Below are 12,536 nucleotides of genomic sequence, written 5' to 3' on the forward strand. Positions count from 1 at the left end.
TGTTCTCATCAGTATGGGACTCAATGCCGTCCAGTTGCCTCCAGCACAGATCAAAGCTTTCGCACTCGCCATGGGGAAACGCGCGAAAACCGATCAGATCGATGCGGAATTGATTGCGCGCTTTATGGCTTTTCGTCCAGAAGCAGGACGAACACTGCCGGATGAGAAGCTCCAGTTTCTGCGGGCACTGACGGTGCGCAGAGCTCAGATGGTGGAGGCACGTAAACGGCTTTCTGCCCAGATTTCGGCGCGCCGCAAGCAAGGTGTGAGCGCTGAACTGGAGGAGATGGACAGCAGTCTCAAAGCATTTCTCGAAAGCCAGATCAGCGAGCTTGAACAACGGATTGAAAAGCGTTATCGCAAAGGCAGAAGAACTCTCCGCCATAGCAGAGCCTCTCCGTTTCATTCCTGGTATGGGCCCGGTATCAGTCGCCATGCTTCTCGCAGAAATGCCAAAGCTCGGCCCCATGACAGCGACAGAAGCCGCTGCCATGACCGGACTTGCGCCAATGGCTCATGATAGTGGCGCGATGCGTGGGAAACGGGTCATTTCAGGGGGAAGAAGATCTCTCCGCCACGTGCTGTTCCAGGCAGGATTGGCAGCTGCCTGCCATAATCCAGTTCTGAAAGCTGTTGCCAAGCGCATGAAAGAGCGGGGTAAACCACATAAACTAGTGATCGTCGCTATCGCACGGCGCCTCATCACAATCGCCAACGCTATCCTCAAAACTGGAGTGCCATGGCGCATTAGCTCCGCCGCTTAAACACAGTTGCTAGGCGGCCTTGCCCATTTTACTGGTCTGCCGCTTATCGATCTGCGGGGTGACGTCGCGATTGTCACATCCTACCTCATGATTATTCATCTTGACCATGAAGGTCATCGACGCGAACTGCCAAATCATGGGGCCTCGACGGGATACCGCATTCACCGCGTGGTCGTGAACCGTTGGGAGCTTGAACGGCACAAAGGTCGCTGGATGATTGCCAGGCGCACCCTTCTGCCCGTCGACGGGTCGGCTGAGCAGCAGGAGCTGCTGCGCAGGGGTTTGAATGGGGTGTATCGCAGATCATTGGGATCTGAAGAGAACGAAGACCCGATCGACGGATAGTTGATGGTGTCGCAAAACGCCGCAGGTTGGTCAGTTTCTTACAACGATGGCCGACCAGAGACAGCAACGCCGCCCAAAGCCAGAATAATGGCGGCTATGAAGGCAGAACTTATATTGCCAGGGAGATATTCCAAAAACGATGACAGGAATTGCCCCATAAAAATGGCAACAGACAGGTAGGCAAGTGCTGAGCCGCGTTCGACAGAGTGGGTGCGTTCGATCGTCAGGTGATTGACGAGGGGAACTGTCAGTCCGAAACCGGTCCCGAGCATGATTGCAGCGCCAATCATCGGGACTGCCGTCATCATGGAAGCAAAAAGTGCATGGGCGGCTGCATAGGCCAGAAAGCCCGCCCGCAAAGTGTTTTGCTCCCCGATACGCCGACAGATTTTTGGGAGAAACCACGCTGCTCCTACAGCGACAAGAGAGACGAATGACAGAAAATACCCTGTTTGCGCCTCGGAGAAGTGAATGCCTTCCAGCCGTCTGGGCAAGGAGATGATCGCTGTGAAGAACACGGTCATGGAGAGGAGAGCGGCTATATATATTCGCGCCAGTTTGCCCAGAACAGAACCTCGATCTGCTTCTGTTTGGGGTGACGCAACGGGTTTGACTGGCGGATACGGTACGAACAGTTCGACGAGAACGAGAAAGACCCAACTCATCAGATAGAGCGAAAACGGCCATTGCCATCCCATACTGGCGAGGAGTCCTCCCAGAGACAGGAAGATAACGCCTCCCAGTTCAATGGCCATGCCCTGGAGTGCGATCATCTTGAGCCGCGCGTGTCCCTCAAAAAAATCGGATAAAAGCCCTGTGCCCGAAGCCATCACGATCGCTGTTGCTCCCCCGAGCAAAAGCCGGTCAGAAAAGATCAATACTGCGTTGCTCAGCCATATACATGCCAGCCCGAGCGCTCCGTACAGAGCGAGGCCAATACGCAAGGCCTGGCGAGAGCCAAGGCGTGTAATCAGGTGGCCGGCAAAGGGGCCAAAGATCACTACGCCGAGTGAGGGCAAGGTGACCAGCCAGCTTGCTTCCTGGGAGAGACCGAGAGCCGTCGCGATGCCGGGCAGGCCAGGTACGATAACGCAGCCGACCATGATCGTCAGACATGCGACACAGAGCAGAGCAAAGACGCCCCTTCGCTTTAACATGGACATTTCCTGTTTGGGCAATCTAAATACGAGACCAAGGTATCATAATATATACGAGACCGGCGTACCGCAATGACGAAAATGACAACCTCTACTCGCTCTCCGGGGCGCCCGCGCGATAATAAAGTTGGGCCAAGCCTGTTGGCGGCAGCCCGGCAGCTCGTCCTGCAACACGGATATTGCGGTGTCAGCATCCAGATGATTGCAACAGAGGCTGGTGTTGGCAGGCAGACGCTCTATCGCCGATGGCCGAGTAAGGCTGAACTCGTTCTGGCCGCGTTCCTGGAAAGCGCTGGTGATGCGGACGTTCTATCGGACGGCCGCGCCGAGAAGCGGTTGCTGCATTTTCTGGTCAACGTGTTCAGGAACTTGCAGCAGGATGGACCTGCGATCAGGAACCTGATTGCGTCCGCGCAGGACGATCCCGAATTTCTAAAGAGTTTCCGGGCCGGTTTTGTTGAGCCAAGAGCGGAAATCGTCGCCACCATTTTTCGTGACGGCATTGCAAACGGAGAAATCCTGGAAGATGCCGATGTGGAAATGGCGGTCGCCGCGTTTCATGGTGCATTTTGGTATCACCTTCTTCTGGGAGGCAAACTTGATGCTGAATTCGCGCAGCGCCTTACGAGGCTCATTATGAAAAGTATTTCAAAAGAGCCTCGTGAAGAGGAACTATTGAAATAGTTCATTCACCATGTGGACAGCGTCCAGATAAAATTATTTGAATTTATTCATCTATGTTTGACCGTATCGCCTGAATGGGAGCCATCGTGCCGAAGACTCTATCCCGGCGGATGAGCGCGTGGAACAAAGCGGCTGCAATATGAGCGAGGATATCTGCTGAAGTTCTGCGGAAGTCGATCAGACCGTTTGCTGATTCAGTCTCTAGCAACTGTGTTTAAGCGGCGGAGCTAATGCGCCATGGCACTCCAGTTTTGAGGATAGCGTTGGCGATTGTGATATGAAACACCGAAACGCTTCTCAATCACCCGCTTCAGATCAATACTGCGCCAACGGACCACACAGCCTCGGTTACGATCAGGTCCGGCGACGATCAATGCCGAGAGCTCCGCCTGCTGGTCCGCCGTCAGGCGGCAGACAGAGGCATTGCACCATTGATACCGCAGGCCGGCTGGGCCTGCAGCATTGAACCGGAGCACCCAGTCCCGCAGGGTTTGCCGGTCCATGCCACCGATCCGCGCCGCTTCGCCTCGACTGCTACCCTCACGCACCGCAGCCAGAGACAAAAGGCGCCTTGCAACATTCGCATCCCGTGTACGAGCGGCCAGCCACCGAAGCGCATCAGCCGTATAATCCGTCCGTAAAGCAATCGCTCTAGCCATACCCGACCCTCCGTCCAAGGACTGAATCAGAACAGCCTTCGGTATCATTATCAGGTGGACGTGTGGCGCGGGAACTGACGGCCCTGGTGGAAAGATATGGCAAACCCTCATGATTGTCAGTGACAACGGTACGGAGTTCACATCCCATGCCATCCTGAAATGGGCGGATGAGATGAAGGTTGAATGGCATTATATCGCCCCCGGGACACCGCAACAGAGCAGTTTTGTCGAAAGTTTCAACGGCCGGTTGAAGGATGAATGCCACAACGAGACGCTGTTCACGTCTCTCAGCCATGCCCGACAGGCTCTGGCTGACTGGCGGGAAAGACTACAATACGGTGCGCCCCCATTTCCAACTGGGTGGCAGAACACCGGATCAGGTTGCCAGACAAGTATCTCGGGGGCACGCCCACGAGATACTTGTCATCCCATCAACCCAAAGCCATAAAAAACGGGGTACGTCAAAAAGAACCGTCAATCAGAACGTCCAAAGCCGCGAATCAGAAACAAGACACATCAACCCAACGGTTCTTCGGTCCCTCCAGCTTCGTCCCTTAGCGCGTTGCCACTTTGCGGCGAGCTAGAAGAAAAATGATAATCAAAACAAACAATCCTGCAGCAGCTATTCCTGCAACACTCATGCTATGAGCGTAGCGTGCTATAAAGGGCTTGGGGCCGCCACGTTTGAGCAGTTCGACATCGCTAGCGCTGACATGCAAGGCGTCATTCCCAAATCTGGAGAGAACATAGTTTGCAACAGCGGCAACCTGCTCGTTGTTCAACTGGCCTTCGAAGGCTGGCATCGCAACGGTTCCGTTGTTGGTGGCACGGTCCACGCCTTTGAGGATGGCCATAACCAGGTTCTGAGACGTTGGACCACCGACAATGGTGTTCGAGGTCAGTGAAGGATAGAACTGGTCATGTGTCCCCTGCCCGTTCAACTGATGGCACGAGGCGCACGCACCGGTGTACAATTCCGCACCATTGGTGCTTGTTCCCAGTGTCATCGCATCAGGGCTGCGGTCGATCGGTGCGTCAAGCTTTGCGAGGTCTGCGAGCTTTGGCGTGCTGAAGCTGAAGCCCGGAGCTTTCTGGTTCGGGTCCCGAACAGGCTTGACGGTACGCAGGTACTCGACAATCGAGGTCAGGTCAGAATCAGTGAGGTGACGCAGACTGTGTTCGACCGCTTCTGCCATGCCTCCTGCCGCCTGGCTTTTGCCATGAGCACTGCCGTCACGCAGATAGGACTTGATGTCTTCGTCACTCCATCCGCCAATGCCACTGACAGGATCCGAGGTGATATTTGGTGCGTGCCACCCCCCGAGGTCCGCACCGCCGAGAAAGCGGCTCTGGTCTTCAGACATGGCAATGTTACGCGGTGTGTGACAAGTCGAACAATGAGCCAACACGTTGACCAGATACTCACCGCGCTTGGCGCCCCCCTCTTGTGTGGTTGCGGCGGGCATGGGCTTTCCGCTCGCATACAGCACGTTCCATCCCGCCATCAACCAGCGTTGTGAGAACGGAAAGGGAAGATTCGTTTTCTTGACCGGGGCCTCATCGACAGGCGCGGTACCTTGCATAAAATACACATATAACGCGTGAATGTCAGCATCACTGATACCGGAATATGAGGTATAGGGCATCGCCGGGTAAAGATTACCTTCAGGGGCGACGCCTTCACGAACGGCTTGAGCAAACTGGCCTTCGGTCCAGTTGCCAATACCGTAGGTTTTTGAAGGCGAGATGTTGGAGGCAATGATGTCCCCCAGCGGTGAAGAAATGACGTAACCGCCACCATAATCTTTGCCACCCGGATTGGTGTGGCAGGCCATACAATCTGCCGCGCGGGCAATGTAAGCTCCCTTTTTAATGAAATCGTCAGTGCCATCCTGAGCCATCGCGAAATGCGGGATGGCGGCAAGGGTGAGAAGGCCAAGACCAGCGATGAGAGAACGTGTCATGACTCAGACTTCCTTGGCGATAATATCGGCAGCGCGAATGGCGAAGGCTACGCCTGTCAAGGTCGGGTTGACGACACCGCAAGCCGGGATGACGCCAGTTGTCGCCATGAACAGGTTACTATGGTCCCAGGCCCGGCAGTCCTTGTCGACCACCGAGGTCTTGGCATCATTACCCATAATGACGGTCCCCATGATGTGGTCACGGTTCTGCCAGCCGGTATTGTCGTTAATAACTGTACCACCCATCGTCTGAACGAACTTTGCGTAATCTGCCTTGGCTTTGACAGCTCCGCGCTCAATGTAATCATCGGTGTTGTAGTGGACGGTCATGGTCGGAATCCCCAGCGCGTCCTTGCGGGTCGCCGAGGGCTGAATGCGGTTTTCAGGGTTTGGAAGCAGTTCGAACACCGAGGAGATATCCACCCAACGTGCCGCCCAGTCCTTGATTTTTTCATCGAGTTCAGGTCCCACGATACCCTGGGACAGAAGATGCTGTGTGATGGCTCTGTTTGGCACGGTGTTGGTCAAGGCATGTTTGATGGCAGAGTGTTCACGACGAAACTCACCATCACGCCAGTTGAAGATGCCACCTTGCTGAACCTGCCCGCGACCTGGCCACAGCGGTTCGTCTGCCAGGAACTGCAGCCCCATGCCAGTATGGTCCATAATGTTGCGCCCGACCTGGTCGGACGAGTTGGCAACATCAGACATGAGCAAAAGTTTTGGGGTCTCCAGGCCGTTTGCAGCGATGATGAAATACCGTGCAGTCAGGCGGATGTCTTTGTGATCGGACGTTCTGTAGTGCGCTGCGACAATTTTGCCGTCCGAGCCCTTCTCGAGCTTATAGACCGTGGCGTCCTCGATAACTTTGCCGCCCATTTTTACGACGTGCTTAGCATGGACATCGCCGGAATACATGGCCCCGATGGGACAGACGGGCATGCAGTTGTTGTTGCCTGAGCAGCCAGGGCGACCATCCCAGGGCTGATTGGTGCGTGCGTTGGGCTCATGGATGAAGTTGAACCCTTCCGGAGCCAGGCGGGCCTTAATGCGCTGGAAGTAGTAGGTTTCCGCTTCGGGAGGCACTGGATACGGTGTGGAGCGGTGTGGAAACTGGCCTGCTCCGCCCTGCCCGGACTGATCCTGCGTGTCGCTGCCGGCCACACCAAGATTGAACTCGGCGCGTCCGTAATAAGGCTCCAGTTCATCATAGGAAATAGGCCAGTCGCGCCCGACACCATAAAGGGTCCTGAGCTTCATATCGTTGGGCAGGAAGCGCCAGGTGGCCGCTGCCCAGTGCCAGGTTGTACCACCGACCAGGCGGAGCATTCCGGGAAGGAATTTAAAGCTACCTGTGTTCTCAATATAATCGGGTGAGAAAGATGTCGGCGCCCAGGGTTGGTTCGGGTAGGGGTCGTTATGGTTGCCTTTCCGCGGAGACGAACGAAAGTTCTCAACGATTTTCCAACGCGGGATCCACCTGCCGGATTCCAGGACAATGACAGACTTGCCCTGTTTGAGAAGTTCATAGGCTGCGTTGCTGCCAACTGCGCCTGAGCCGACGACAATCACGTCTGCATCGTATTGAGTGGTCATGATTCTACCTACCTGAAATCAGCAATCAACCAGCGCTCTGGCTGGCGGGTGGGTTCACCCAGTAATTGGTGTGACCACGGGAATAACTTGGGATGACGGTTGTGTCGGCTGTCGGCGCGTACATCAGGGCGCCCACATAGGTGACGAAGGTTGCGTCATCGACAGGATGGCCCACGGCGGGCGTGGCGTCCATGAGGGGTGTGCCCGTATAGCCCAGATACCATGCGGAAATGATGCTCATCGCAACAGGAGCCTGATTCGCATTCTGCTCAGCAAACTGCTTGAAATCGGACATGTCCTTCAGACCATAGGTCTTCATGGCGCTGATGAGGCTACCGACCTTCTGGGGGAAGCTGCTGTCCAGGGCCGTCAGGGCTGTGAGGATCCTGTTGGAAATTTCAAGATTGAGTCCTGACTTTCCTGTCAGGGTTCCACACAGGTCATGAAACTGCGAAAGGGTGACGAGACCGGCTGCGCGCGCAAAGCCCGGAAGGCTGCCGAGAGCTGGAAGCGTCAACGAGGTTGCGAGAACCTGCCGGCGGGAGAGACCCTTTTTTGTGAAGCGCATAGAGATAGATCCTCAAGTTCTGAAATACCGTTCTGACAGTGACGCAGGCTTTAACACCCTCAACATCCCGTCTTCCCTAGAAGGCAACATTCAAAGCACTGCTCAGTACAGCAGCGTCGTTAAAAACCGTCGTTCCACCGACATGGTTGACGTACTGGAAGTCGCCCTGAAGGGTGACACCGGTCCGGACATGATAGGTGTAATACGCTTCATAAATGGTCTCATGGCCCTGAATGCCGTATGGCGTTCCGAAATTGGCACCGACCAGCGCCAAACCGTTGGCAAGAGCAGCCTGCTGGGACAAAACCGCACTGCGGGAGAAATGGGCCCACTGGAAAGCGATGCCGATACCGTCCTCCGGGCGGCCCCACAGATGCCCTGTATCCATAAGCGCCGCGACGATATGGTGGTTGATCTGTGAGGTTTTACCGTCTGCGTAGGCGTATTGAGCACCGAAGACGAGGCCGTTGGATGGGCCATCGCCGTGTCGAACCAGCATCTGGTCTGCCATGACCCATACAGACGTCTGACCGCTTTGTTTGCGAGCGGGCAGACCCGTGACAACCCATGGCCGCCCGTTGATGTCCTCATACAGGTTGTTGTAGCGCGAGTTGTCGTACATCACTCCAACCTTGTAGTGACCGATCAGCTTGTCGTGTCCGAATTCAGGAATCCAGCCAATTTCAGCTTCCGTTGAAAGTTTGCCCAGATTGGATTGTCCCTAGGACCAGCCGGAGATACCGCCGTTATATGAATGTGGCGAGACGGCGAAGACACCTCCCATGACATAAACATGAGGATTGGGCATCAGGCGCAGCACCCCACCGATATTGCCAGAAGGCCAGTCCCGCCCGCCTACGAGGTACTTCGTCGGCGTGACGTTTCCGCACATCCAGACGTTCATGAAGTTACACACCCAAGGGGCATTGTTGAAAAACGTCCCGGTCGGGATCCAGCCGGTGGCCAGGTCGATTTTATGGTTGAACCAGGATTTCTCGAAATATGCCCAGACGAGATGGGCAACGACGTTTCCACGCGCACCGTAGATCTGCTGAACCTGATTGCCGTTATCACCAAAGGAGCGGCTGAGATTGGTTCCGTGCCCATTGACGATGAGGGTGTGCAGCCACAAATCATCTGACCACTGACCGGTTCCAAAAAGCTTGCGAAAGTCGATATCGACGGTGCTGCCAACCTGACCTGCAACGGTGTAAGTTTTCTTGCGACCTCCTGATACATTTCCGGAAATCCCTTCGTACAGGGCAAGAGCGACATAAACGCCGTGCTTTTGAAGCCAAGGCTGTATCCCGCCCCAGTCTCCGAGGGCGTGCGTCGTCCCATATGGTGCACCGAATGATGGGGCCCCATAGGGCGATTGCAGAAAACCGGGGATAGTCTGCTGCAGGTTTGTCATTTTCACAGATGCAGGCGAGCTCTGGGTGTTGGTCGCATTATCAGCGTAAGCTGCGGACGAACTCGCAAGCAGTGTTACAGCGGCAGCGAGGCAGCAGCGCCAAAGACGGTTAGAGCTCATACAAAGACAACTCCAGCGCGTCAGAGAGCGTTAGCAGCGGCATGGACGACTGCGAGATCCTTCGAGCCATCGGGAGTGCTTATGGCAATGGAGCCGACGACGGTTTTGCCGACGAAGAGCGGAACACCACCTGGGTTGCTTGAGAGATCCGGCACAGCGAGATTGTGAACCTCTCCTTTGACCAGCCCTTCATAGGACACGTTGGTGTCTGTCTTGAAAATGGCGGCCGACTTGGCTTTTCCTAATGCTGCAGAGAGACAATTGGGAGTAGCATTCACCTGACGCTCGACATAGAGAGGAACGCCATCAGGGTCCGCGATAACGATACAGCCATTAATGTGCTGCTCGGCTAAAGCTTTGCGGGCGGCCGACGCCATCTTCAAAACATCTGCGTCCTCGAGTGCTGGCTTTTGCTCAACAGCCAATACCTGGCTTGCAGAGCCAAGGAACGTAGCGATTAAGATAGATGAGGTAACAAAAAAGTTGTTTTTCATAACATTCCTATGTTCGATTCGCTCTGCATACGACATTGAACATAATACGACGCTTGAAAATTCCGTGATCAGCACACAGTTGCGTTTTTATTTTAATGCCTGAGCCTGATGGGCTCGTCGAAAAACGGACCACCGGAGGATATGCGGGACCCGGATCTGGGCCTGGGTGATTTTCACGACGAGGCGACGGATTTCCTGAATTGACCACTGGATAAGCTTTTGCGCGTTGGAAGCGGTCTTTTTTTGAGCGCAAGGACGTTCGCCTGGGAGCGCACGGCGGCCATCATGGCGTGGGCGAGCATGACCAGAGAGACGTGGCGGTGCCAGCCGTGCCAGGAACGGGTCTCGTTGTGGTCAAGGCCAAATTCGTTCTTGGCGGTCTCAAAGCCTTCCTCGATCCGCCAGCGCGCGCCTTCAACGCGGGCCAGCGTTTCAAGCGGCGTCCCCTGGGGGCACCAGGTTATGAAATAGCGCAGATCGCCATCAGCGGGATTGCGGCGGACCAGCAGGCCTCGGGTCCATGTTCCGGTCAGGGTGTCAGCATATTCCGACGCGTGGAGATCGGCCATCGGGCAATACAACCAGTCATACCATCGCTCGCCCTTGGTACCGTGCCCGGCCGAACACCGGACCCAGGCTTCGTCAGGCAGGGTGTTGATAATCTCGCGGGCCTCGGCGACCCACATCACGTCAGGTCGCCAGGAGTAAAACCAGTGGTTGGCATTCACGCCCAGCACGAAACCTTTGCCCGTGCGGCGTAGAGCCATTTCCAAATCGCCGACACCATACACGCTGTCGCCCGCGACCCAAGCGAACGATATGTCGGCATCCAGCGCACGTCCGATCATCGTAGTTGCCAGCGCCGGTTTGGTGGCAAAGCGGATATCATCAGGAACATGCGCCGCTGGTGGGCATGTCGCGCCCTGCGGGTACTGCGGACACTGGCGGATCGCCTATAACAGCTGCCGCAACCGTCACTGTCCGCGCTGTCAGGTGAACGCCGCGCGGACATGGCTGGCCGAGCGGGAGGCCGATCTGCTGCCGGTCGGGTATTTCCATGTCGTCTTCACCCTGCCGGCACGGATTTCGACCGACGCCCGTCTATAGAGAGAGGAAGGCCCACGACGAAAATGAGAAATGCGGTAGTCCAAGGTTGGGATGCACAGTTTGCCCGACATTACGCAGAATCCATCGCCTGTCAGATCCTAAATTTAGCTGCGTCCGATTTTGGGAAGTTGCAGACACCGTCTGAACGACCGCTTTGAAGGCGTAAGCCGCCTGTCTGCTCCTACATCACTGAGCAGATAGGCAGTTTAATGAAAGTCAGCCTGAGATCAGTTCGTAGAGTCGGGATTGCGAACATATCACCATATCATCACTATTGATCAACTGCCTACGCGCTTCCCTCGATAAGTGAACGTAGGCCGACCGTAGCAACCGCTGCGACCTGCTCCAGACATACACAGCTGACACCATCTCGCGCAGCAGCCGACATGCCGGCCATTGTCACCGTCACGACGTCGGTTGCGATTAATGCTACCGCTGGTGCCCCGCGGGCGATGAAGGCTTGCAGCTTTTCACGACGGATCTGAGCAACGCGCATAGCGATGCGCCTTCCTTCGCCGCTACGATCGGCCCGCAACGCTTCAAGGATCAGGCACCCTGCTTGATCACTGCAGGTCGTGTATGTGCGTGCGGCTTCGCCCAGCAGCTCGGCAATACTGTCGACAATCGGACAGTCATCACGAAAGAAGGCCTCCAGCGGCAGAACTTCGGCCACATACGCTTCTGCAATTCGCTCGAAATAGGCGGCCTTGCTCCCAAACGCAGCATAGAAGCTGGCCGGCCGGATACCGAGTGCCTCGGTAATGGCGGCAATACCAAGCGCTTCATAACCGTGCGTGTGAAATAATGCGCGCCCGGTGATGAGAGCGGCATTTGGATCGAACCGGCGGGGGCGGCCACGCGCTCCTTTTGATAATAAATGATCGGTCACTCAAAAATCCTTGACGTTAGTGCTTAATGAATTATGTAGCGATCAATCAACAAATTCAAGGAGCTCCTAATGTTGGCTTCGGCAACACGCAAAATTCTGGTCATCGGCGGCAGTCGTGGAATTGGGGCGGCGATCGTCGCGCGCTTTGCTGCAGAAGGCGACGACGTGTCATTCACCTGGGCTGGATCGCAGACAGCTGCGGAGGCAGTCGCGGCTCGTACTGGCGCACACGCGATCCGCAGCGACGCTTCAGACCGCGATGCGACGATTGCCCTCCTGCGCGAGATAGGGCCGCTTGATGTTTTGGTCTATAATTCCGCCCTTCTGTTGCCAGGCGACCCGCTAACGCTGGAGCCGGATGCAGTAGACCATCTGATCGACGTCAATATTCGCGGCCCTTATTTCGCATCCGTCGAAGCTGCGCGTCAGATGAGTGAGGGCGGCCGGATTATCCTGATAGGTTCTGTGCATGGAGACAGAATGCCGTTCGAAGGTCTTACGGCTTATGGAATGAGTAAATCGGCATTGAGAGGTGGTCCCCATTTTTCGGACAGGGCGATAAGCTATCATCTGGCCTGAACGAGGACGGGTTTTATGGGCAAGGTTACGCGGAAACGGTATGCGGCAGAGTTCAAGTCACGGGTTGCGCTGGAGGCGATCCGTGGGGAACTGACGCTGGCGGAACTGGCTTCGAAACATGGGGTACATCAGACGATGATCGCCCAGTGGAAACGGCAGGCGATCGAGGGGATGGCGGCGACCTTTKCCGGGAAGA

At 55.8% G+C, this 12,536-nt stretch carries 12 protein-coding genes and 5 pseudogenes; 8 read left to right on the top strand and 9 right to left on the bottom strand.

What is annotated here, in order from left to right; translation table 11 throughout:
* The 3 genes from KP701_RS15415 to KP701_RS16610 all read left to right on the top strand — a co-directional run.
* Positions 1-520, top strand: a 520-nt coding sequence (locus tag KP701_RS15415; RefSeq protein WP_252345683.1) for a transposase, incomplete at its 5' end; no start/stop codon positions are given.
* Positions 450-764, top strand: coding sequence for a transposase (locus KP701_RS16425; protein ID WP_235993399.1), 315 nt, complete (start codon positions 450-452; stop codon positions 762-764). The genes KP701_RS15415 and KP701_RS16425, both read left to right, overlap by 71 nt.
* Before the next feature lie 6 nt (positions 765-770).
* On the top strand, positions 771-1,109 hold the full coding sequence (locus KP701_RS16610; protein ID WP_077804096.1) for a nuclear transport factor 2 family protein: 339 nt from the start codon (positions 771-773) through the stop codon (positions 1,107-1,109).
* Between the two features lie 38 nt (positions 1,110-1,147).
* Here KP701_RS16610 and KP701_RS15425 read toward each other — a convergent pair whose 3' ends face one another.
* Entirely contained in the window at positions 1,148-2,266 is a 1,119-nt protein-coding gene (locus KP701_RS15425; protein ID WP_211556245.1) for an MFS transporter, read from the bottom strand.
* Positions 2,267-2,338: 72 nt separating this feature from the next.
* Between KP701_RS15425 and KP701_RS15430 the strand changes: the two genes are divergently transcribed.
* Positions 2,339-2,950, top strand: a complete 612-nt coding sequence (locus KP701_RS15430; RefSeq protein ID WP_077804094.1) for a TetR/AcrR family transcriptional regulator — start codon at positions 2,339-2,341, stop codon at positions 2,948-2,950.
* 266 nt (positions 2,951-3,216) lie between these two features.
* On the opposite strand, the pseudogene KP701_RS15435 reads toward KP701_RS15430, so the two are convergent.
* Positions 3,217-3,609, bottom strand: a pseudogene (locus KP701_RS15435) (transposase); the annotation flags it as partial.
* Between the two features lie 44 nt (positions 3,610-3,653).
* On the opposite strand from KP701_RS15435, the pseudogene KP701_RS15440 reads away from it, so the two are divergent.
* Positions 3,654-4,007: pseudogene (locus KP701_RS15440) on the top strand (integrase core domain-containing protein); the annotation flags it as partial.
* 156 nt (positions 4,008-4,163) lie between these two features.
* Here the strand turns inward: KP701_RS15440 and KP701_RS15445 are convergent.
* The 6 genes and pseudogenes from KP701_RS15445 to KP701_RS15470 all read right to left on the bottom strand — a co-directional run.
* Positions 4,164-5,573, bottom strand: coding sequence for a cytochrome c (locus KP701_RS15445; RefSeq protein WP_077804091.1), 1,410 nt, complete (start codon positions 5,571-5,573; stop codon positions 4,164-4,166).
* 3 nt (positions 5,574-5,576) lie between these two features.
* Complete coding sequence (locus tag KP701_RS15450) at positions 5,577-7,169, bottom strand: GMC family oxidoreductase (RefSeq protein ID WP_077804090.1); 1,593 nt, start codon at positions 7,167-7,169, stop codon at positions 5,577-5,579.
* 25 nt (positions 7,170-7,194) lie between these two features.
* A complete protein-coding gene (locus KP701_RS15455) occupies positions 7,195-7,737 on the bottom strand; it encodes a sugar dehydrogenase complex small subunit (RefSeq protein WP_077804089.1) in 543 nt (180 codons plus the stop codon).
* A gap of 76 nt (positions 7,738-7,813) precedes the next feature.
* A pseudogene (locus tag KP701_RS15460) lies at positions 7,814-9,271 on the bottom strand (carbohydrate porin).
* A 20-nt stretch (positions 9,272-9,291) separates the two neighbouring features.
* Complete coding sequence (locus KP701_RS15465) at positions 9,292-9,765, bottom strand: heme-binding protein (protein ID WP_158093574.1); 474 nt, start codon at positions 9,763-9,765, stop codon at positions 9,292-9,294.
* A gap of 173 nt (positions 9,766-9,938) precedes the next feature.
* Positions 9,939-10,670, bottom strand: a pseudogene (locus KP701_RS15470) (IS701 family transposase); the annotation flags it as partial.
* Between KP701_RS15470 and KP701_RS15475 the strand changes: the two are divergent.
* Positions 10,660-10,854: pseudogene (locus tag KP701_RS15475) on the top strand (transposase zinc-binding domain-containing protein); the annotation flags it as partial. The pseudogenes KP701_RS15470 and KP701_RS15475 sit on opposite strands and share 11 nt — an antisense overlap.
* Before the next feature lie 304 nt (positions 10,855-11,158).
* On the opposite strand, the gene KP701_RS15480 reads toward KP701_RS15475, so the two are convergent.
* Positions 11,159-11,761 (bottom strand): TetR/AcrR family transcriptional regulator, encoded by a 603-nt coding sequence (locus KP701_RS15480; protein WP_077804087.1) that lies wholly within the window; start codon positions 11,759-11,761, stop codon positions 11,159-11,161.
* Positions 11,762-11,830: 69 nt separating this feature from the next.
* Between KP701_RS15480 and KP701_RS15485 the strand changes: the two genes are divergently transcribed.
* Complete coding sequence (locus KP701_RS15485) at positions 11,831-12,340, top strand: SDR family NAD(P)-dependent oxidoreductase (protein WP_215747836.1); 510 nt, start codon at positions 11,831-11,833, stop codon at positions 12,338-12,340.
* Between the two features lie 15 nt (positions 12,341-12,355).
* The coding region (locus KP701_RS15490) for a transposase (RefSeq protein WP_215747837.1) at positions 12,356-12,536 on the top strand (181 nt) is incomplete at its 3' end.

Origin of the sequence: Gluconobacter sp. P1C6_b (genome assembly GCF_018811945.1) — a bacterium.
GTDB lineage: Bacteria > Pseudomonadota > Alphaproteobacteria > Acetobacterales > Acetobacteraceae > Gluconobacter.

Bases quoted from the DNA above. Each gene is read 5' to 3' on its own strand.
- KP701_RS16425 (WP_235993399.1), top strand. From the start codon at position 450: ATGCCAAAGCTCGGCCCCATGACAGCGACAGAAGCCGCTGCCATGACC.
- KP701_RS15455 (WP_077804089.1), bottom strand. From the start codon at position 7,737: ATGCGCTTCACAAAAAAGGGTCTCTCCCGCCGGCAGGTTCTCGCAACC.
- KP701_RS15465 (WP_158093574.1), bottom strand. From the start codon at position 9,765: ATGAAAAACAACTTTTTTGTTACCTCATCTATCTTAATCGCTACGTTC.
- KP701_RS15450 (WP_077804090.1), bottom strand. From the start codon at position 7,169: ATGACCACTCAATACGATGCAGACGTGATTGTCGTCGGCTCAGGCGCA.
- KP701_RS15445 (WP_077804091.1), bottom strand. From the start codon at position 5,573: ATGACACGTTCTCTCATCGCTGGTCTTGGCCTTCTCACCCTTGCCGCC.
- KP701_RS15430 (WP_077804094.1), top strand. From the start codon at position 2,339: ATGACGAAAATGACAACCTCTACTCGCTCTCCGGGGCGCCCGCGCGAT.
- KP701_RS15425 (WP_211556245.1), bottom strand. From the start codon at position 2,266: ATGTTAAAGCGAAGGGGCGTCTTTGCTCTGCTCTGTGTCGCATGTCTG.
- KP701_RS15485 (WP_215747836.1), top strand. From the start codon at position 11,831: ATGTTGGCTTCGGCAACACGCAAAATTCTGGTCATCGGCGGCAGTCGT.